The following is a 19,942-nucleotide window of genomic DNA, read 5'->3' on the forward strand; positions in this document are numbered from 1 at the left end:
TCTTTACCAAATACAACCAATAACACTTTTATGAAGTATATTCTTGCATTTTTTTTCTTATCCCTTTTTTCCGGAAAAGCGCAGGTTCAAAAAGAAGTTTATCCGCCCTTTAATATTAAAACCGTTACTTTTTGGCAAAATGGTCAAAACGTGATTCCTATATTTCGCTTAAATGAAAACTTCCAGTTTCAGTTTGACGACATTTACGGAAACGAATCTAATTATTATTACGAAATAGTCCATTGCAATTATGACTGGACACCTTCGGCATTAGTAAAAGCAGAATATATTAATGGATTTGACAACCAGCGTATTATTGATTACGAAAATTCATTCAACACATTACAGTTATATTCGCATTATCGATTATCATTTCCTAACCAGTTTACCCAATTTAGAGTGACAGGAAATTATTTAATTAAAATCCTAAACGAAGACAGAGAAGTCTTGTTTTCCAGAAAATTTATTTTGTACGAAGACTTGGTTTCTGTGCCTTTACAGGTTAAACGAGCCCGTGAAGTTTCGGACATAAATTACAAGCACAATTTAGATTTTGCGGTAAGATCACAAATCATCACATTTGTAAATCCGTTGCAAAATGTAAAAGTAATGCTCCTACAAAACGGTCAGTTTAACAACGCCATTTACAACATCAAGCCGCAATACACACTCGGGAACGACCTCATTTATAAGTACGATAAAGAAACTCAATTTTGGGCTGGAAACGAGTTTTTAAACTTTGACAACAAAGAAATTCGAGCCGTTGCTAACAATATCCATTACGTTGAAGCCAAAGAATTATACCACACTCATTTGTACCCAAATGTTGCCAGAGCTTCGCAAATTTATACCTTCGCTCCAGACATAAATGGTAACTTTGTCGTAAGAAATCTTTACGTAGAAAATAATCAAATCGAAGCCGATTATGCTTGGGTGTTCTTCCTTCTCGATGCCCAAATGGTTCCTAAAAACCGGAATGTTTACATCAACGGAATGTTCAACAACTACGCTTTTTCACCTGAAAATAAAATGGATTACAACGCCAAAACGGGGATGTATGAAAAAGCCTTAGTCATTAAACAAGGTTTTACAAACTATTAATATGTATTAACGGACAATTCTGGAAAAATAGATGCCGAAAATGCTGTTGATGGAAATTTTTTTCAAACAGAAAACGAGTATCAAGCCATTGTTTATTATCGTGGACTTAATGAACGCTACGATCGCGTGGTTGGAAAATCCTCAGCAAGTTCAATTGACATCGTCAATTAGCTAAAAACTAAACAAAATCTTTAGCACTAAAAATAACTTTAAAAAAAAATTCGTAAGTTTGAAAATAAGTTTGAGGTTATGGTGACACAAATTACAAGAGGCATAAAGATTTCAGTTCTCACTAGTTTTGAAGGAACATACTTCAAGAACTACAAGATTCATTTTGCCTTTTCTTACCAAATTACCATCGAAAATTACTCCAAAGATTCCGTTCAATTAATGTCACGCCACTGGGATATTTCCGATTCGCTCAACCACCAAGAAGTGGTAGATGGCGAAGGCGTTATCGGCAAAAAACCTGTTTTAAAACCCGGAGAATCACATACTTATAGTTCCGGCTGTTTACTTTCCTCTCCATTTGGTGCTATGAAAGGTTATTTTAACATGATTAATTTTACCTCCACCAAAAGTTTTCGAGTAATCGTTCCAAACTTTAAATTAAGTGCTCCATTTGCATTAAATTAAGAAGCTATTTCCCGTTTTCCGCTACAAGTTTTTTCAGTTTTTCTTTTTTTTCTAAGCATAAAAGGAGCTTCTTTGGTCGCTCTTTTATTCCAAGAAAAAAATAGTCAAAACCTTCAAAAAGCTTTCCGCTACAACCGGGGCTAAATCCGTGCAAATCCACCACAATTAACATTTTTCAATCAACACCACCTCATCATTTGCCAATACATAAACCAAGTCATTCTTCTCCGGAACCAAAATATATTTCCCGGTAAATTCACCAAACGCCGGTAAAATCATCTGATTTTCTTTCTGGAAAAAACAAGGTAATTTTACATGATGTCCGCCAAAACCGCGTAATTTAATCCCAGGATGAATATGACCAGAAAAATTAAAAAAACCTTCTCTTTCTGTAGGATGATGTGTTAAGAGAAAACCGTCAATTTCCAATTCCTTAAAAACCTTAACACTTATCTTATCATAATTTTCTTTTGCAATAACATCGTGATTTCCCGCAATCAAAATTATTTCTGCCACACAACAATTTGACCATTCTACAAAAAGATGCCACTCACTATTTTTAGAACTATGAAATAAATCACCCAAAAAAATCACACTTTCCGGATTAAAATAATCCACAACTTCAGTTAACCTTGTAAAGTTTTTTGAAACGGCAATCTTAGGAACTGCAACTCCGTGTTTCCTAAAATGCGACACTTTTCCTAAATGAACATCTGCAATCAAAAGCGCCTTTTTTTCCTCCCAAAAAACCGCTCCTTTGGAATGAAGAACAAATGTATTGTCATTAATTTTTATGGTATTCGTCATAATCATTGTCGGCTACTCGATGATTTTCAATTTTTCATAAATTTCTTTTCACCACCAATTTCATCAATTTCCGGTTATGAACTTCAAAATCTTTAGATAAATAAAGTTTCTGCGCCAATTCGTTATGACCTTCCACTTCCAAGTAAATAATTTTTAGTGAAAGTAAAATTGCTTGCTCGTGGATAAAATCAAGCGATTTTTTGCCAATGCCTTTGCCTCTGGCTTTTTCGGAAAGATATAATTCGTCTAAAAAAGCAATTCTTCCTTTGTATTCAAAACTAAATACAAACGTCAGAATCACATATCCAACCAATTCATCATCTGCATAAATTAACCATGCTTTGCCTAGATTTTCATTTCCTAAAAAATTAAAAAACAATGATTTAGCAACCGCCACATCCATTGGATAGTTATCAATGGCATAAAAATCCTGCATCATCCTTACAACATTTTCAATATCAGTTGTTTGCAAAGGTTTGAATTGAGTGTTCATCTGCTATAAATTGTTAAAAATGATTTGGGTAGCATTTTTATTCATGTTCACAAACGTTGATGCGATATGGCCTTTTTCCAAACGCTCTTCTTCATGGGTAAACAAAAAATCTAAAGTTTGGCGCAAATCCTCATAATTTTTTACCGCAATACATCCACCTAAATTCACCAACGCCACCGCTTCCGAAAATTTCTTAAAATTATGTCCAATGATAATTGGAATTCCAAAAGTGGCGGGTTCCAATATATTGTGCAAACCCGAAGTACCAAATCCACCGCCAACATAAGCCACATCGGCATAACTGTAAATTTTGGTCAAAATCCCAATCGTATCCACAATAAAAACCTGATAATCCGCTAAATTTTTATTTTTCATTTCCGAAAATAGAACCGTTTTTTTGGTAATGCTCTTTTTTAATTCCGAAATTTGATTGGGTTTTACATTGTGTGGCGCAATAATAAATTTAATGTCAAAATCGTTGTTGTTGATGTATTTTACAATTTTTTCCTCGTCAGGTTGCCAAGTGCTTCCGGCGACAATTGTGAATTTTTTATCCGTGAATTTTTCTACAAAATCTAAAGTATTATCCCGATTTAAAATTTTCAAAACCCTGTCAAATCGCGTATCTCCACTAATTTTCACATTGCTGAAACCTATTTTTTGCAGTAAATTTTTAGACGATTCATTTTGAACGAAAAACATTTTAAAACTTTTCAGCGCATTCCTGTAAAAACCGCCATACCATTTAAAAAACACTTGATTTTCTCTAAAAATTCCAGAAATTAAATACGTTGGAATGTTGTTATTTTTGATTTGGTTAAGATAATTGGGCCAAAATTCATATTTTACGAAAAACGCCATTTCGGGATGTACAATTTCTATGAATTTTTTGGCGTTAAAATTCGTGTCCAATGGCAAATACACAATCACATCTGCAGTTGTCGCATTTTTCCGAACTTCAAACCCCGAAGGCGAAAAAAAAGTCAGCACTAATTTATGATTTGGGAATTCCTGACGGATTTTTTCCATCACCGGCAACCCCTGTTCGTATTCGCCTAAAGATGCGGCGTGAAACCAAATAGTTTTGTCTTTAGCAGAAATTTTGCTTAGCAATGTTTTAAAAACATTTTTTCTTCCGGATACAAAAAGTTTCATTTTCGGGTTAAATAATGCCACTATTTTTAAGAAAAATTGGGCAAAATAAACCAGTAGATTATAGAGGAAAAACATAGACTTTTTTTTGATTGGCTAAAATACGCCAGATTGTGCAAATTTCATTGGTCAACAGTCAATTAATTAGTAGTTTTGCTTGTTGTAAAATTTAATTTTAGATGAAAAAAATTCAAATGGTTGACTTAAAAGGTCAATACGAAGATATAAAAGAAACGGTTAATGCTTCGATTCAAGAAGTTTTAGATACCAATACCTACATTAACGGTCCGGAAGTTCATCAATTTCAAAAAAATCTTGAAGAATATTTAGGCGTAAAACACGTGATTCCCTGTGCCAATGGAACCGATGCTTTGCAAATTGCAATGATGGCTTTGGGTCTAAAACCTGGTGACGAAGTCATTACCGCCGATTTTACCTTCGCCGCCACAGTAGAAGTAATAGCACTTTTACAATTAACGCCTGTTTTGGTAGATGTGGAACCAGATACTTTCAACATTTCGATTGAAGCAATTAAAAAAGCAATCACACCAAAAACTAAGGCAATTGTTCCTGTGCATCTCTTTGGACAAGCGGCAAATATGGAAGCAATTATGCAAATTGCCGAAGAAAACAATCTATTTGTGATTGAAGATAATGCTCAGGCAATTGGGGCAAACTACCGCTATTTTGACGGAAAAAAGAGAAAAGTTGGCGCAATTGGTCACGTGGCGTCAACGTCATTTTTCCCTTCAAAAAATTTAGGCTGTTATGGTGATGGTGGAGCAATTTTTACCAATAATGATGATTTAGCTCACACACTTCGCGGCATTGTCAACCACGGAATGTACGTGCGTTATCACCATGATGTTGTGGGAGTAAATTCAAGATTAGACAGTATTCAGGCGGCAGTTTTAAACGCAAAATTGCCAAAATTAGACCAATACAACCAAGCCCGTCAAGTTGCAGCGCAAAAGTACAGTCAAGCATTTGCCAATCATAAAAATATAATGACACCTTATATCTCAGGACAGCCTGATTCTCACGTTTTTCATCAATATACTTTAAGAATTGTAGATGCTAATCGTGATGGTTTGATGCAGCATTTGTTAGACAAAGGCATTCCTTGTGCTATTTATTACCCAATTCCTTTGCATCGCCAAAAAGCGTATTTGGATTCGCGTTATAACGAAAATGATTTCACTGTTACCAATCAATTAGTAAATGAAGTGCTTTCGTTGCCCATGCATACCGAATTAGATGATGAACAAATTTCATTTATTACCAGTGCAATTTTAGAATATTTACAATAATTTTTGGATGGAAAAAATTTTAGTAACCGGAGGTTTAGGATTTATTGGTTCGCATACGGTTGTGGAACTTCAAAATGAAGGTTTTGAGGTGGTAATTGTTGACAATCTCTCGAATTCTTCTGAAAAAGTCTTAGACGGAATTGAAGCGATTACGAATAAAAAACCTGTTTTTGTAAATTTAGATCTAAGAGAAAAAGCTACAGTTCAGGAATTTTTTAAAAAACATCAGGATATTTCCGGAGTGATACATTTTGCGGCTTCGAAAGCGGTTGGCGAAAGTGTTGAAAATCCGCTTTTGTATTATGAAAATAACATCAACACTTTGGTTTATATGTTGCAAGAATTGCAAAAATTAAATCATAAAAATTTTATTTTCAGTTCGTCTTGTACGGTTTACGGTCAAGCCGAAAAAATGCCAATTACCGAAAATGCTTCGGTTCAAGCTGCAATTTCGCCTTATGGAAATACAAAGCAAATTGGCGAAGAAATCATTCAAGATGTAGCCAATTCCAGCGAAATTAACGCCATTTTGTTGCGCTATTTTAATCCCATTGGAGCTCATCCTTCTGCAGAAATTGGAGAATTGCCAATTGGCGTTCCGCAAAATTTGGTGCCGTACATCACCCAAACCGGAATTGGTTTAAGAAAAGAATTATCCGTTTTTGGGTCAGATTATCCCACAACTGACGGCACTTGCATTCGCGATTATATTCACGTGGTCGATTTGGCGAAAGCCCATGTTGTTGCGCTAAAGCGATTGTTATTGAAAAAAAATAATGAGAAAGTGGAAACGTTCAACATTGGAACAGGTAAAGGAAGTACGGTTTTAGAAGTCATTCGTTCTTTTGAAAAAGTGAGCGGTCAAAAACTACCATATAAATTAGTTCCACGAAGAAACGGTGACGTTACAGAAGCTTTCGCAAATACTGAAAAGGCAAATACAATTTTAGGGTGGAAAGCCCAATCAACCTTAGATGAAGCGATGGCTTCTGCGTGGAAATGGGAAAAAAAGATTCGCCAATAGCAAATTTTGAGCCTAATTATTTGCAAATTAGTCCAGTAATTCAAATTTTATGGAAACCAAATACGGAAAAAATGAATTGATAAAGTAGCTTTCAAAATTGGAGAGCCCGAAGTTTAGTATAAATTTCAAAAATTAAAGAAGAAACAGAACAAACCTCCGACTTTGATTTCGATAAAAAATTTGCAAATGCTTGTAATCCTGAGAATGAAACAGTGGAGCAATTAATATATTTATAAAAAAAATCCCAAGTTTGTCGCTTGGGATTTTCTTTTACTTTAATTTTTTATTTTTTAAGCAGAAAAAGTTTCTGCTGTTTTATCAATTTTATTGACCAAGCCAATGAGTACTTTTCCAGGACCAACTTCGGTAAAACTCGTGGCACCATCCGCAATCATTTGTTGAACTGATTGTGTCCATTTTACTGGAGCGGTTAATTGCACAATTAAATTTTTCTTGATTTCTGACGGATCCGAAACCGCACTTGCCGTTACATTTTGATAAACCGGACAAACGGGTGTTGAAAATTTTGTGTTTTCAATCGCAGCCGCTAATTCTTCTCTGGCAGGTTCCATCATTGGTGAATGAAAAGCACCACCAACGGGTAGAATCAATGCCCTTTTTGCGCCAGCATCTTTCATCGCTTCGCAAGCTTTTTCAACTGCAGTTGTTTCACCCGAAATTACTAATTGACCCGGACAATTATAATTTGCCGCCACCACAACACCATCGATTGAAGCACAAACATTTTCTACAGTATTATCCTCTAAACCTAATACCGCCGCCATTGTAGAAGGCTTAATTTCGCATGCTTTTTGCATTGCCAAAGCCCGCTGTGAAACTAATTTTAATCCGTCTTCAAACGACAAAGTTCCATTGGCAACTAACGCAGAAAATTCTCCTAAAGAATGTCCGGCAACCATTTCTGGCTTGAAATCTTCGCCTAAAGTTTTGGCTAAAATTACCGAATGAAGGAAAACCGCAGGTTGTGTTACTTTAGTTTCTTTTAATTCTTCAGCAGTGCCGTCAAACATTATATCTGTAATTCTGAAACCTAAAATATCGTTAGCTTTTTCAAAAAGTTCTTTTGCTAAAGGTGAATTTTCGTACAAGTCTTTTCCCATTCCGGTAAATTGGGCACCTTGACCCGGAAAAACGTATGCTTTCATTTTTGAATTTGTTTAATTTGCTAATGCAAAAATACTATTTATTCGATAAATTATATTGGTTAACTTCAATATCAAAAAAATCTGTGCTGTACAAGGGTGTCATGGAATAGAAAAACTTTTTTCGGGCTTCAGTTTCATGCGGAAGTGTTACACAATTAAGGTCTTTCTCTAAAATTTTCCAAATCATTTCGGTACAGTACAACTGCGAATCATCGTCAAAGTTGCCTTTGTGGTCAAAAGGAATTTTTTTAGAAAGATAAAAATAAGCCCGATTTGCAATGGCTTGTGCAATAGAATCATTGCTGTTTTTTACGCGCGAAACAATGATTTTTTGGGGATGTGAATACGAAAGAAATTCTCGCAATGGTTGTATTTGCATACCATCAATATCCGTTACATCTGAAGAGAGGGAGTGAATTACGAACAGCGAATCGTGTTGTTTTACAATAATTCCGGCATGGGTAACGTCTATCTCTCCATCGTTTAATTCGGTTGAAATATAGTCAGAAAAAAAACCAAAACCACGCCTTAAAATTAAATCCCCTTCGTGAATCTTGGAAAGTTCTTCAGCGGAAAGTCTAGTAGTATTTTGGTGTTTTACCACTAGTTCAGCTTCAGATTTTTTATCGAAATAAAAAAAGATTTTAAAGGTGGCAAAACCCAAAATAAAAAGCATTGCTGTAATTAGAAATAATTTTTTCATACCGCAATGCTTTTAAAATTTTAAGAAATCTAAAGATTATTCAGCCATCTCTAACGAGTCAACTTCTAAAGAGTCAATTGGTGTATCAAGTGAATCTGCCGGCTCTTCAGTAGCAGGAGCTCCACCTTCTTTGTTAGCGTTTTCTTTATCAATGGTTACTTTCCATTTTCCATCTTCTTTGATCAAATCAATTGATTGTTCTTTAGAATCTGCTGGAGCGTCTTTTCCTACAATTTTGTATTTTACTGACGCTTTTTCGTCCTTAATTTCAGAAGAAATAATTTCAGTTTTGATATCTTTATCCTTCATTTCGGCAGTTTTTCCACCAGCCATTGAAGCCATCATACCAATTAATTCGCCTGTTTTTTTATCGCAATATTTTTTTGCTTCTTCAAATTCAGCTTTATTTACGTGGTTTAAAAATTTTTCGGCTACCGCTTCAGGGTTGTCACCAGAGCATGAAGTTAATGTTATAAAAGAAATAAACGCCATTAACATCATTGCTTTTTTTGCTACAGATTGGATCATTGTTGTTTTCATTTTTGTATTTAAAAATTGTTAATTAGGGTGTAAATGTAAATTATTTTATTTAACAAATGTTTACGTTGTAAAAAAAATATAATGTTTTTGATAAAAAATCATCTTAAAAAGTGTAACACTTTCAAAATTTGCCGTCAAATAAATATAAGATTGCTTTTATGAAAAAAATTCTCTTTACAATATTTGTAGTTGTTTTTGGATTTTTCCTTATGTACACTACGTTTCCGGTAATTAATTATGGATTTATACTTTTCCCAATTATTTTAATTACGCTTGTATTAATTTGTATTATAGGTTTTACTAAAATTAAAATTGAGCCGAAAACTAATAAAATGATATTCGTATCAAGACCTCATCGTTTTTGGTATGTTTTGCTGGGGATTTTATTGACATATGTTACTATATTCCCGTTAGTTACCAGTTTACCAATGTTTTATGCTAATGATTATCAAAATTTAATTGGAGAAGTAAAAAACGGTGACAATTTAAAAAATCATATTGCTCCGATTTCTCTCGATAAAATTCGCGTAGTGGATGAAAATTTAGCGATGCTTTTAGGCGAAAAAATTATCGGATCACAGCCTTCGTTGGGAAGTCAAACAGAAATTGGCTCGTTTACGATTCAAAAAGTAAATGGCGAATTATATTGGGTGGCGCCACTTTTGCATACTGGTTTTTTTAAATGGCTAGATAATTCCGAAGGAACTCCAGGATACGTAATGGTTTCTGCTACTAATGAAAGAGATGTAAAATTGATACAAAAAGCCAATGGTAAACCCGTAAAAATAAAGTATCAAACCGAAGCTTTTTTTGGATCAAATATTGAGCGGCACGTTTATTTTAGCGGATATGCTACGGTTGGTCTTGAGGATTTTAATTTTGAAATTGACGATGATGGAAACCCATTTTGGATTGTGACTAAATACAAAAAAAGAGTGGGTTTTGCCGGAAATGATGCCACCGGAGTTTTGGTGGTGAATGCCGAAACTGGCGAAATTAAAGAATATGATATTGAAAATACGCCGATTTGGGTGGACAGAATGCAACCTATAAGTTTTATTGAAGAACAATTGAGTGATTGGGGCGAATACGTAAAAGGCTACTGGAATTGGTCAAACGAAAATAAGTTAATGATTACCGAAGGTTTGACTTTAGTTTATGGCGAAAATCACAAATCATATTGGTACACAGGTTTATCTTCGGTTGGAAAAGAAGAATCTGTGGTAGGATTTGTTTTGGTAGATACGAGAACAAAAGAAGCTACATATTACCATCAAAGTGGTGCTACAGAATATGCGGCACAAAGTTCTGCGGAAGGAAAAGTTCAAGAAAAAGGTTATCATGCCTCGTTGCCTATTCCGTATTTGATTAATAATATTCCAACTTATGTGATGACTTTAAAAGATGATGGTGGTTTGGTAAAAATGTTTGCCATGGTTTCCATTAATGATTACACGATTGTTGGCGTTGGAAATACCATGCGAGAAACTTTGATGTCTTATAAAAATGTTTATAATATGGCAGACAATGGTTTGGATAACGCATCGATTTCGGATAAAAAAATATTCAAATCGGTGGTTACGAGAATCCAAAATGATGTAAAAAACGGCAATAGTTTTTATTACTTTACTATCAAAGATTATCCGAATATTTTTGTAGGTTCGTCCCAACTTTCAAATGAGTTACCCGTTACAATCGTTGGTGATTCTATCAGTATTTCTTTTGATGTTGATAACGAAGAAATTATTGATGTATCAAGTTTTGACAATCTTAACTTAAGAAAAAATTAATTTTTTTCAACCTAAACAAAAAAGCCTCATCACGAGGCTTTTATTAAGTTATTATTTTTTTTATTTAGGCCAAAGCCTCTTTGATTCGTTTGAGTGCTTCTACTAATAATGCTTCGCTTGTAGCGTACGAAAATCTAATGCAATCAGGATTTCCAAAAGCATCTCCCGTTACAGTTGCCACATTTGCTTCGGATAAGAGATACATCGAAAAATCATTAGCATCTTTTATTGTTGTGCCACGCAAAGTTTTTCCGAAATAAGATGAAACATCAGGAAAAACATAAAAAGCACCTTCGGGAACGTTTAATTTTAATCCTGGAATTTCGTTGATTAATCCTACAACCAAATCACGACGGTTTTTAAATGCCTGAACCATTTCGTTTAAAACATTTGGATTAGCGTCAACCGCGGTAATTGTGGCTCTTTGCGCAATAGAATTAGCACCACTTGTTACTTGACCCTGCATTTTGGTACAAGCTTTAGCAATAAATTCTGGAGCACCAATATAGCCTATTCTCCAACCTGTCATGGCAAACGCTTTTGCAACGCCATTAACCGTAATTGTTCTTTCAAACATTCCCGGAATGGAAGCGATGCTGCAAAATGTCCCGGAAAAGTTGATGTGTTCGTAAATTTCGTCAGAAACCACAAAAATGTTTGGGTGTTTTTCTAAAACTTTTGAAAGTGCCGTTAACTCATCTCGATTGTAAACTGAACCACTAGGATTACATGGCGAACTGTACCATATCATTTTTGTTTTTGGCGTTATGGCTTCTTCCAATTGTTTTGGTGTAATTTTAAAATCACTTTCAACCGAAGTAGGAACTTCTATGGGAATTCCGCCAGCCATTTTTATTATTTCAAAATAACTTACCCAATATGGCGCTGGAAGAATTACTTCGTCACCTGGATTAATCATTACTTGAGCGATGTTATACAAGGCTTGCTTGGCTCCCGTTGAAACTACAATATTTGCTGGTTTGTAATCTAAATTATTGTCGCGTTTAAATTTTCGGCAAATGGCTTCTTTCAATTCTAGATAACCATCAACTGGGGAATAAGTGCTCCAATTTTCATCGATGGCTTGTTTTGCTGCCTCTTTAATAAAATCTGGTGTGTAAAAATCTGGTTCGCCCAAACTTAAACTGATTATATCTTTTCCTTGCGCTTTCAATTCTCTCGCTAATGCAGCCATAGCAAGTGTTTGCGATGTCGAAAGGTTGTTAATTCTGTCTGATAAAGGATTCATCTAACAATTAATTCTTTTTGTGGTTGTGTTATTTTTAGGCAAGTGCAGGTTTTTGTCCCAAATCTTTTAAATGTTTGAAATGAGCCATCACAGCGCCTCGCATGGTATTAAATTCATAATACGGCAAATTAAATTCTTGAGCGGTTTCTTTGACGATTTTTGCAATTTTATCGTAATGGATGTGGCTGATATTTGGAAAAATATGATGCTCAATTTGGTGGTTTAATCCTCCGGTGTAATAATTTACAATTTTATTTTTTGGAGCAAAATTTGCCGTGGTGTACAGTTGGTGAATCGCCCAAGTATTTTCAATTTCACCGTTTTCATTGGGTTCAGGATTAGCTGTTTCTTCGACTACGTGTGCTAACTGAAATACCACGCTCAAAATTAATCCCGCGGTATAATGCATCACTAAAAATCCTAAAATCACTTTCCACCAAACGATTCCTAAAACCATTGGGATTACCAACCAAATCGAAAAATAAATCACTTTGGTAATAATTAACGTGGTCCACCTTATTACTGGACTTTTAAATTCTCCGTACGATAATTTTCTGCCTAAGTAACGCTTCATCTGAATAAAATCAGTAGTGATTGACCAGTTAAACGTTAAAAGTCCATATAAAAATATGGAATAAAAGTGTTGAAATTTATGAAAACGTCTCCATTTTGCTTTTTCTGTAAAACGAATTATTTTTCCGGCATCTAAATCTTCGTCATGACCGTGAATGTTCGTATAAGTATGATGCAAAACATTATGCTGTACTTGCCAATTGTAAACATTTCCAGCCAAAATATAAATACTGCCGCCCATAATTTTGTTTAGCCATTTTTTATTGGAATAAGATCCATGATTCCCGTCATGCATCACATTCATCCCAACGCCAGCCATCCCAATTCCAATGACTATCGATAATAAAAGCATCAACCAAAAAGGCATATCCATCGATAAAATGAAAAAATATGGCGTGAGAAAAATAGAAAACATCACAAATGCTTTGAGGTGAAGTTTCCAGTTTCCGGTTTTTTGAAGGTTATTTTCTTTAAAATAATTGTTCACCCGACTGTTTAATGTTCTAAAAAATTTTAAACTATCTCTTGTTGAAAATGTAGGTGTTGTGGTATTCATATATAATTCTAGAAAATTTGCTCAAATGTACTTATTATAATTTTTTAAAACTTGATAATCGTCATTTTTTATCAACTAAAAGAGTATTTTTGTGGAAAATTTGTGAAATGGAAGAAATCCTCAAACAGTTTCCCAACCTGTCTGAAAATCAAGTACAACAATTTGGAAAACTGTACGACTTATACCAAGATTGGAATGCTAAAATTAATGTCATTTCTAGAAAAGATATAGACGAACTTTATACTAAACATGTACTTCATTCGCTTGCTATTGCAAAAGTGATGGAATTTGTGCCGGAAAGTTCCGTATTAGATGTGGGAACAGGTGGCGGATTTCCTGGCGTTCCATTGGCCATTTTATTTCCAGAAACCAATTTTTATTTAATTGATGTAATTGCCAAAAAAATAAAAGTGGTTCAAGCAATTGCAGATGCTTTGGAACTAAAAAATATACGAGCAGAACAAAAACGTGCTGAAAACGTTGAAGAAAAATTCGACTTTATAGTGAGTCGTGCCGTCACCAATATGCCTGATTTTTATTCTTGGATTAAAAATAAAATCAAAAAAGAAAACCGTCATGAATTTCACAACGGAATTTTATACCTCAAAGGCGGCGATTTGAGCCAAGAATTAAAAGATTTTCCAAAAAACGTTCAATTTCCTATTTCTGATTTTTTCGACAATGAATTTTTTGAAACCAAAAAAGTAGTTTATTTGCCGTTGAAATACAAAGTTTAGCCAAACGAAATTCAAATTTTTCAATCTCCAAATTCTGAAAAACAGAACCCAAGTCAATTTGGATTTTTATCTTCTGCTTGAAGAATAATATGGCGCAACGTTTGGAAAACGGTTTAAAGAAAAATTGGCAGTGGTTAAAATGGTGTTCGTTTGTTAATATGTTGCTGAACGAACTGACTTAAAAAATACTTTTTTAATTTTTAAAACAAAACGGGACTTTAAATTTTCTTATTTTTAGCCTTCTTAAAAAATATTTCATGGGAGCATTTGTCATCACACAAAAAGATGAAGATCATTATAAATTTACCTACAATTCTAGAAAAGGGAAAATTATCTTTACAAGTGCCACTTATGAATTAAAAATGGATATTGAAGCCGATATTGAAATTATCCAACAAAATGCGGAAAACGCATTTTGCATGAAGTTTAAAACCTCATCTGGAAAATTTTTCTACCGTTTGATCATTCATGATAAAGTATATGCCACAAGTAGAAAATTTAATACGGCTTTGCGTCTCGAAAAAGGAATTAACGAAGTGCGGTTGTATGTTCCTAAAGCAGAAATCCTCGATTTTACCGGAGCCGATATTTTTGCAGACTAATTTTTATCAAAAAACTAGCAAAAAAAAACCTCGCAATGCGAGGCTTATTTTTTCTGTCTAATACTTGATTAGTTAGCTGGAGCAGCAGCAGGAGCAGCAACAGTGTCAACAGCAACAGTATCAACTGCAGGAGCAGCATCAACAGCTGGAGTTTCTTCAACTACAGTAGTTTCTTCAACAACTGGAGCTTCTTCTTTTGCAGTTTCTTTACAAGAAACAAATGCCATAGACGCAACTAATGCAAGGCTAAATACAACTTTTTTCATCTTACTAAAATTATAAAGGTTAATTATTAATTCGGAGCAAAGATATAAATTTTTTAATATCTTAAAATATTTATCGAAATATTTTTTTCTATTTTTTAAAAATTAAATAACTAATTGATTTACAAAGTTTTGAATTTTAATTTAAAAAATTAATTGTATATTTATTCTTACAAAATATACTCTTGTTTTCAAACTTCGGAATAAATCATCGCTAAAATTATTCCTTTGCTAATCCAAATTAAAAATTTTGAGAATTATTCAACCACTTTCATCTCGTCAACCAAGTGTTTTGCGCCAGCAAATTTATCGATGACAAACAATACGTATCGCATATCAACCATAATATTTCTGCAAATTGCTGGATCGTAATAAATATCACTCATCGTTCCTTCCCAAACTCGGTCAAAATTTAGTCCAATCAAGTTTCCTTTAGCATCAATTGCAGGACTTCCCGAGTTTCCTCCTGTGGTGTGATTGGTTCCAATAAAATTTACCGCCAATTTTCCGTTTTTGCCATATCTTCCGTAATCCTTCTTGTTGTAAAGTTCAATTAGTTTTGCTGGAACATCAAACTCATAATCTCCCGGAACATATTTTTCCATCACACCTTCTAAGTAAGTCGTGTGGTCATAGGTTACGGCATCGCTTGGGTTGTAACCTTGTACTTTTCCATAAGTCACACGAAGTGTACTATTAGCGTCCGGGAAAATTCTGGCTTCTTTGGGACTTAATTCTAAAATTCCTTTCATGTACGTGCGTTGCAAAGCCGCAATTTTTAAATTAATTTCTTCATATTTTGGATTCACATCCGCAAAGAAAATATCGCTGATGGCTTTCACTACCTGAACACCTTTGTCGGCATTTAATTTTGCTAAAACCGTTTTGGCATCGCCTTCCAACAATTCTTTAAAACCGTTATAACTTGTTAGTTTTGACTGACTGTAAATTTCTGAAGTCAATTTTTTATAATCCACATTTTTTAAAGAAACAGGTACAAATTGTTGTGGAACTTTTGTCGCATACAATTCAATCAAACCTTCAAAAACTTTTTCGTCAACTTGAGCATTAAAATCTTTATAAAAATCGCCCATTCCGGCAACCAAATTATTTTTTCTATCAGTAAAAGACTGTTCGCCTCGCATATTATAAATTTGCTCTAACTGATACAATCTGTAACCCGCCGAAAGCAATTCAGTATTTCGCATCACCACTTCCATAAAATAATCACGGGCTAAAGAATATGGTGCAATTTCGTTGTAATATTTTTCAAAATCAGTAAATAAATTGCCGTATTCCGCTTGTTTTCCAGCTTTTTGAGCTTTCGCCAAAAAATCTTTTTCAAAATTTTTCTTAATCGCCACCGCATTAGATTTTTTCAAACCTTGGGTTTCGCCAATCCATTTTTTCCAATAATTGGCAATACTGGCATATTTCGAAGCATATTGAATTTTAATCGCGTTATCTTTTCGCATAAAAGCATCTGTGGCTTTCAAAGCGCGATCACGAACTTCAATTTTCGCTGGATTCAAGCTATTCACAATTTGCTCCACCGCCACACTTGGCAAATATTCCGTGGTTCTTCCGGGATAACCAAAAACCATCGTAAAATCATTTTCTTTGACACCTTTAATTGATACCGGAAAAAAATGTTTCGGTTTGTATGGTACGTTGTCTTTGCTGTATTTTGCCGGACGATTATTTTTGTCAGCATAAATTCTAAACAACGAAAAATCTCCCGTATGTCGTGGCCAAACCCAATTGTCCGTGTCCGATCCAAATTTTCCAATAGACGACGGTGGCGCTCCAACCAATCGCACATCCGGATAACTTTCTACCACAAATAAAATGTATTGATTGCCTTCATAAAAAGTCCTCACACGGTTTTCCTGCCAATCTTCTTTCGGAAAATTTTTAGTCACCAACGTAATATTTTGCTGAATTTTTTTATTCTTGTCAGCCTCGCTCGAAATTCCGGCAACGCCTTCTAAAACCTGCGAGGTCACATCTTCAATTTTCACGATAAAAGTTACCTCCAAATCAGCATTTGGCAACTCATCTTCTTTTCGCATCGCCCAAAAACCGTTCGTTAAGTAATCATGTTCCACGGTAGAATGTGACTGGATTTCACCATAACCACAATGATGGTTCGTTAATAAAAGCCCCTGATCCGATATTACTTCCGAAGTACAACCGCCGTTAAACTGCGGAACCGCATCTTTCAAACTCGATTTATTCACATCATAAATATCTGAGGCCGACATTTTCATCCCCAAATTTTTCATCTCCTTTTCGTTCATCCCTTTTAAAAGTGACGGAATCCACATGCCTCCTTGTTGGGCATTAACTGGCAAAAAAACCAAAAGAAGCAGTAATCTTAAAAATTTCATTTCGCTAATTATTGAAGTTTATAGTGGTCGCAAGTTACGATTTTTGCACAATAATGCTCGCATTTTAACGATTTCGGTATTTTTTTTAGGAGCAATCATGAAGCGTCGAGACAGGCATTTTCAGGAAAAGCAATTCCCGCTTTCCGCTACAATCTTTTTTCAATTTTGTTAAATTAAAAAAAGGATTTCCACTACAATCGGGGCTAAAGGAGAAAGGTTGGTGTTTTCTTGGAAACTTCTGGGAAGAGCGATAATAAAGAAGAACCGAAAAATTAAAGACCAAACCTCATAAATCGAGAATTACAACATCTCCAATCACTTCATATAAGAAGCCGTCATTTTCTTAATTCTTTCGGCTAAGGTTTCGCTGGATAATTTTTCCCGAAGTCGATCCGTGATAATCGGAAAGCTGAACGGCGTGGGTTTTTGCGTTTGTTTCCAAATAATTTCTTGGCTGTTAATTCGTTCCAAAGCCTGTAATAATCGACCTTCTTCTAATTGATGCTCAAAAGTTTCACGATACGCTTGCTGAAACAATAAATTGTCAGGTTCATAATCCCGGAAAACTTCAAATAATAATTGTGAACTGCTTTGCAAATGTTTCGTTTTAATCAATTTACCAGGAAAACCCGTAAAAACCAGCCCCGAAATCACTGCAATATCCCTAAATTTTCTCCTTGCCATTTCGGTAGCATTCAAGCTTTTTTGTAAATCATCATGCACATAATCTATTGAAAATAAATTGTTGTCCAACACCATTTGCATATCAACCTGCTGATCCGACAGCAACTCAAATCCATAATCATTGTAGGCCAACGAAAAACTTATTGGTGAAAGCAAACTAATACGATAGGCCAGCAAACTTGCCAAAGCTTCATGTACAAATCTACCTTCAAACGGATAAAATAGGGCATGAAAACCTTCTCGTGTTTTAAATGTTTCAATCAAAAATTCATTGACATTTGGTACAATTGATTCTTTTCGTTGCCGATTAAAAGTAGGTTGCATCGCTTGTAATTCTGGGGTTAAATTTGGCGTGTTAGCTTTATATAATTCTTGCCGTAATAATTCGCTCATTTGTGCCGAAAGCGCCAATCTTCCACCCATCCAACTTACAATTTTTGCAGTTTTTGTATCAGATTTTTTCACTAAAACCTGCATATTTTTAATGGCGTATAATTCTAATTTTTTTCCGGCAAAAGTAAAAACGTCGCCTGGCTTTAGTTTTGAAACAAACCATTCTTCAATCGTTCCTATAAAACTACCGCCTAAAAATTTAACGTTCATCACGGCATCTCCCACAATAGTTCCAATTTGCATTCGATGGTGCATGGCAATCATCCTGCTATTAATTTTAAAACGACCGTCTTCCTCGATTTCCACTTTTTTATATTCGTCATAAGCTTGCAAACTCTGGCTTCCGCGAACGATAAAATTTAAAATCCATTGCCAATTTTCATTTGTAATTCCTTGATAGCAAAAAGTTTTTTTGACTTCTTCATAAATTTCCTTTGGAAAAAATCCATCGGAAACCGCCAAAGTATTCAGGTATTGTACCAAAACATCCCAACTATTCAGGTACGGAATGCGGTCTTCAACAACGGTATTTTCGACTGCTTTTTTTAAAGCCGAAGCTTCAATCAACTCGATGGAATGTGTTGCCAAAAAATAAATATTACTTTCTTTCCCGGGTTGGTGACCGCTTCGTCCGGCACGTTGCAAAAATCGCGCAACACCTTTGGGACCGCCAACCTGAATGATCGTTTCCACCGGAGCAAAATCTACACCTAAATCCAAACTCGAAGTACAAACTACAACTTTTAATTCTTCATCCCGAATGGCTTGTTCCACCCAAAGTCGGGTTTCGCGATTGATGCTACCGTGGTGCATTGCCATTTCTCCGGCAAATTCCGGATATTTTTCTAACAAGCGCTGGAACCATAATTCGCAAGCCGATCGAACGTTAGTAAACAAAAGCGTCGTGCGACTTTTTTTGATGATTTTTGCAACTTCGTCAATGAGGTGCAAACCCATGTGTCCTCGCCACGGATAAGTTTCGATCTTATCTGGAATGACAGAAATCACGTTTATTTTTTTATGCATTGAAGCTTTTATTAACACCGAATTATTAAAGGCTTCGGAACCAATTCCCAATAAAACTTGACGGGCTTGTTCCAGATTTCCAATGGTGGCAGAAATTCCCCAAATACGCATTTTTGGAGCGATTGTTTTAAGTCGGGAAAGTGCTAATTCCGTTTGAACGCCCCGTTTTGTGCCTAATAATTCGTGCCATTCATCAACTACAATAGCAGAACAATCTTTAAAAATTTTTTCGTAACCTTTTGAAGCTAATAATAACTGTAAACTTTCGGGTGTGGTAACCAATAAATCAGGCATTTTATCTTTTTGCCTGGCACGTTCACCTGCGGTTGTATCGCCAGAACGAATTCCTACCGTCATTCCAAGATTTAAGTCGTTCACCACACGTTCGGCTGATTGTTTAATTTCTACCGAAAGCGCTCGCAAAGGCGTAATCCAAATGGCTTTGAGTCCGGATTTTTTTTTGTTTAGATAATCAGGATTTTTTTTGATGTAATCGAGAACAATTGGTAACCATAACGCGTAAGTTTTTCCGCTTCCTGTTGGAGCGTTAAGTAATCCATTTTTTCCTTGCAAAAAAGCCTTCCACGTTTGTGTTTGAAACGGAAAAGGTTTCCAGCCTTGTTGATGGAACCAGTTATTTGCCAAGTCAAAAAGTTGTTCTATGTTCATTTAAAAGTTTTTTAAAATTAACCGCAAAGACCACAAAGTTTTTCGCAATCCCGAAGCTTCGGGACGCAAAGCTTTGGC

The 19,942-nt window shown here is 35.0% G+C and carries 18 protein-coding genes and 1 pseudogene; 7 read left to right on the plus strand and 12 right to left on the minus strand.

The genetic code is table 11. The features are described from left to right. The first annotated feature begins 30 nt into the window (after positions 1 to 30). A pseudogene (locus GV828_RS00380) lies at positions 31 to 1,272 on the plus strand (type IX secretion system plug protein). Between the two features lie 78 nt (positions 1,273 to 1,350). After that, positions 1,351 to 1,737, plus strand: a complete 387-nt coding sequence (gene apaG, locus GV828_RS00385) for a Co2+/Mg2+ efflux protein ApaG (protein WP_166535490.1) — start codon at positions 1,351 to 1,353, stop codon at positions 1,735 to 1,737. Positions 1,738 to 1,741: 4 nt separating this feature from the next. On the opposite strand, the gene GV828_RS13110 is transcribed toward apaG, so the two are convergent. The 4 genes from GV828_RS13110 to GV828_RS00400 are packed head-to-tail and all read right to left on the minus strand — an operon-like array spanning position 1,742 to position 4,267. Beyond that, positions 1,742 to 1,909: a hypothetical protein gene (locus GV828_RS13110; RefSeq protein WP_208103120.1), complete on the minus strand. Its 168-nt coding sequence runs from the start codon at positions 1,907 to 1,909 to the stop codon at positions 1,742 to 1,744. Continuing rightward, positions 1,903 to 2,544, minus strand: coding sequence for a ligase-associated DNA damage response endonuclease PdeM (gene pdeM / locus GV828_RS00390; RefSeq protein WP_166535491.1), 642 nt, complete (start codon positions 2,542 to 2,544; stop codon positions 1,903 to 1,905). Before pdeM ends, GV828_RS13110 begins: the two co-directional genes overlap by 7 nt. Before the next feature lie 34 nt (positions 2,545 to 2,578). Next, positions 2,579 to 3,037: a GNAT family N-acetyltransferase gene (locus tag GV828_RS00395; protein WP_235935391.1), complete on the minus strand. Its 459-nt coding sequence runs from the start codon at positions 3,035 to 3,037 to the stop codon at positions 2,579 to 2,581. Positions 3,038 to 3,040: 3 nt separating this feature from the next. Beyond that, complete coding sequence (locus tag GV828_RS00400; protein ID WP_166535492.1) at positions 3,041 to 4,267, minus strand: 3-deoxy-D-manno-octulosonic acid transferase; 1,227 nt, start codon at positions 4,265 to 4,267, stop codon at positions 3,041 to 3,043. Positions 4,268 to 4,368: 101 nt separating this feature from the next. Between GV828_RS00400 and GV828_RS00405 the strand changes: the two genes are divergently transcribed. Together GV828_RS00405 and galE are read left to right on the plus strand one after the other, a co-directional pair. Continuing rightward, positions 4,369 to 5,499, plus strand: a complete 1,131-nt coding sequence (locus GV828_RS00405; protein WP_166535493.1) for a DegT/DnrJ/EryC1/StrS family aminotransferase — start codon at positions 4,369 to 4,371, stop codon at positions 5,497 to 5,499. Positions 5,500 to 5,506: 7 nt separating this feature from the next. Beyond that, positions 5,507 to 6,523, plus strand: a complete 1,017-nt coding sequence (galE, locus tag GV828_RS00410) for a UDP-glucose 4-epimerase GalE (RefSeq protein WP_166535494.1) — start codon at positions 5,507 to 5,509, stop codon at positions 6,521 to 6,523. A 290-nt stretch (positions 6,524 to 6,813) separates the two neighbouring features. Here galE and fabD read toward each other — a convergent pair whose 3' ends face one another. The 3 genes from fabD to GV828_RS00425 are packed head-to-tail and all read right to left on the minus strand — an operon-like array spanning position 6,814 to position 8,932. Next, a complete protein-coding gene (gene fabD, locus GV828_RS00415) occupies positions 6,814 to 7,689 on the minus strand; it encodes an ACP S-malonyltransferase (RefSeq protein WP_166535495.1) in 876 nt (291 codons plus the stop codon). 34 nt (positions 7,690 to 7,723) lie between these two features. Next, positions 7,724 to 8,392, minus strand: coding sequence for a YiiX/YebB-like N1pC/P60 family cysteine hydrolase (locus tag GV828_RS00420; RefSeq protein WP_166535496.1), 669 nt, complete (start codon positions 8,390 to 8,392; stop codon positions 7,724 to 7,726). 36 nt (positions 8,393 to 8,428) lie between these two features. After that, a complete protein-coding gene (locus GV828_RS00425) occupies positions 8,429 to 8,932 on the minus strand; it encodes a nuclear transport factor 2 family protein (RefSeq protein ID WP_166535497.1) in 504 nt (167 codons plus the stop codon). Between the two features lie 158 nt (positions 8,933 to 9,090). Here GV828_RS00425 and GV828_RS00430 point away from each other — a divergent pair, with 158 nt between their 5' ends. Then, a complete protein-coding gene (locus GV828_RS00430; RefSeq protein WP_166535498.1) occupies positions 9,091 to 10,722 on the plus strand; it encodes a hypothetical protein in 1,632 nt (543 codons plus the stop codon). A gap of 64 nt (positions 10,723 to 10,786) precedes the next feature. Here GV828_RS00430 and GV828_RS00435 read toward each other — a convergent pair whose 3' ends face one another. Together GV828_RS00435 and GV828_RS00440 are read right to left on the minus strand one after the other, a co-directional pair. Further along, positions 10,787 to 11,971: a pyridoxal phosphate-dependent aminotransferase gene (locus GV828_RS00435; RefSeq protein ID WP_166535499.1), complete on the minus strand. Its 1,185-nt coding sequence runs from the start codon at positions 11,969 to 11,971 to the stop codon at positions 10,787 to 10,789. A 34-nt stretch (positions 11,972 to 12,005) separates the two neighbouring features. Continuing rightward, positions 12,006 to 13,100 (minus strand): fatty acid desaturase family protein, encoded by a 1,095-nt coding sequence (locus GV828_RS00440; protein ID WP_166535500.1) that lies wholly within the window; start codon positions 13,098 to 13,100, stop codon positions 12,006 to 12,008. 107 nt (positions 13,101 to 13,207) lie between these two features. Between GV828_RS00440 and rsmG the strand changes: the two genes are divergently transcribed. Then, positions 13,208 to 13,837, plus strand: coding sequence for a 16S rRNA (guanine(527)-N(7))-methyltransferase RsmG (rsmG, locus tag GV828_RS00445; RefSeq protein ID WP_166535501.1), 630 nt, complete (start codon positions 13,208 to 13,210; stop codon positions 13,835 to 13,837). A gap of 257 nt (positions 13,838 to 14,094) precedes the next feature. Further along, on the plus strand, positions 14,095 to 14,439 hold the full coding sequence (locus tag GV828_RS00450; RefSeq protein ID WP_166535502.1) for a LamG domain-containing protein: 345 nt from the start codon (positions 14,095 to 14,097) through the stop codon (positions 14,437 to 14,439). 68 nt (positions 14,440 to 14,507) lie between these two features. Here the strand turns inward: GV828_RS00450 and GV828_RS00455 are convergent, their stop codons facing one another. The 3 genes from GV828_RS00455 to GV828_RS00465 all read right to left on the minus strand — a co-directional run bounded on the left by GV828_RS00455 (position 14,508) and on the right by GV828_RS00465 (position 19,864). Further along, positions 14,508 to 14,705 carry a hypothetical protein gene (locus GV828_RS00455; RefSeq protein ID WP_166535503.1) on the minus strand — a complete coding sequence of 66 codons (198 nt, stop codon included), beginning with the start codon at positions 14,703 to 14,705 and terminating at the stop codon, positions 14,508 to 14,510. A 254-nt stretch (positions 14,706 to 14,959) separates the two neighbouring features. Further along, positions 14,960 to 17,092 carry a S46 family peptidase gene (locus GV828_RS00460; RefSeq protein WP_166535504.1) on the minus strand — a complete coding sequence of 711 codons (2,133 nt, stop codon included), beginning with the start codon at positions 17,090 to 17,092 and terminating at the stop codon, positions 14,960 to 14,962. 315 nt (positions 17,093 to 17,407) lie between these two features. Then, complete coding sequence (locus GV828_RS00465) at positions 17,408 to 19,864, minus strand: ligase-associated DNA damage response DEXH box helicase (RefSeq protein ID WP_166535505.1); 2,457 nt, start codon at positions 19,862 to 19,864, stop codon at positions 17,408 to 17,410. Between the last annotated feature and the right edge of the window lie 78 nt (positions 19,865 to 19,942).

It is taken from the genome of Flavobacterium ichthyis, from assembly GCF_009915155.1.
GTDB classification, from domain to species: domain Bacteria; phylum Bacteroidota; class Bacteroidia; order Flavobacteriales; family Flavobacteriaceae; genus Flavobacterium; species Flavobacterium ichthyis.

Bases quoted from the DNA above. Each gene is read 5' to 3' on its own strand.
- rsmG (WP_166535501.1), top strand. From the start codon at position 13,208: ATGGAAGAAATCCTCAAACAGTTTCCCAACCTGTCTGAAAATCAAGTA.
- GV828_RS00450 (WP_166535502.1), top strand. From the start codon at position 14,095: ATGGGAGCATTTGTCATCACACAAAAAGATGAAGATCATTATAAATTT.
- pdeM (WP_166535491.1), bottom strand. From the start codon at position 2,544: ATGACGAATACCATAAAAATTAATGACAATACATTTGTTCTTCATTCC.
- GV828_RS00405 (WP_166535493.1), top strand. From the start codon at position 4,369: ATGAAAAAAATTCAAATGGTTGACTTAAAAGGTCAATACGAAGATATA.
- apaG (WP_166535490.1), top strand. From the start codon at position 1,351: ATGGTGACACAAATTACAAGAGGCATAAAGATTTCAGTTCTCACTAGT.
- GV828_RS00465 (WP_166535505.1), bottom strand. From the start codon at position 19,864: ATGAACATAGAACAACTTTTTGACTTGGCAAATAACTGGTTCCATCAA.
- GV828_RS00460 (WP_166535504.1), bottom strand. From the start codon at position 17,092: ATGAAATTTTTAAGATTACTGCTTCTTTTGGTTTTTTTGCCAGTTAAT.
- GV828_RS00425 (WP_166535497.1), bottom strand. From the start codon at position 8,932: ATGAAAACAACAATGATCCAATCTGTAGCAAAAAAAGCAATGATGTTA.
- GV828_RS00455 (WP_166535503.1), bottom strand. From the start codon at position 14,705: ATGAAAAAAGTTGTATTTAGCCTTGCATTAGTTGCGTCTATGGCATTT.
- galE (WP_166535494.1), top strand. From the start codon at position 5,507: ATGGAAAAAATTTTAGTAACCGGAGGTTTAGGATTTATTGGTTCGCAT.
- GV828_RS00435 (WP_166535499.1), bottom strand. From the start codon at position 11,971: ATGAATCCTTTATCAGACAGAATTAACAACCTTTCGACATCGCAAACA.
- GV828_RS00400 (WP_166535492.1), bottom strand. From the start codon at position 4,267: ATGTTTTTCCTCTATAATCTACTGGTTTATTTTGCCCAATTTTTCTTA.
- GV828_RS00395 (WP_235935391.1), bottom strand. From the start codon at position 3,037: ATGAACACTCAATTCAAACCTTTGCAAACAACTGATATTGAAAATGTT.
- fabD (WP_166535495.1), bottom strand. From the start codon at position 7,689: ATGAAAGCATACGTTTTTCCGGGTCAAGGTGCCCAATTTACCGGAATG.
- GV828_RS00420 (WP_166535496.1), bottom strand. From the start codon at position 8,392: ATGAAAAAATTATTTCTAATTACAGCAATGCTTTTTATTTTGGGTTTT.
- GV828_RS00440 (WP_166535500.1), bottom strand. From the start codon at position 13,100: ATGAATACCACAACACCTACATTTTCAACAAGAGATAGTTTAAAATTT.
- GV828_RS13110 (WP_208103120.1), bottom strand. From the start codon at position 1,909: ATGTTAATTGTGGTGGATTTGCACGGATTTAGCCCCGGTTGTAGCGGA.
- GV828_RS00430 (WP_166535498.1), top strand. From the start codon at position 9,091: ATGAAAAAAATTCTCTTTACAATATTTGTAGTTGTTTTTGGATTTTTC.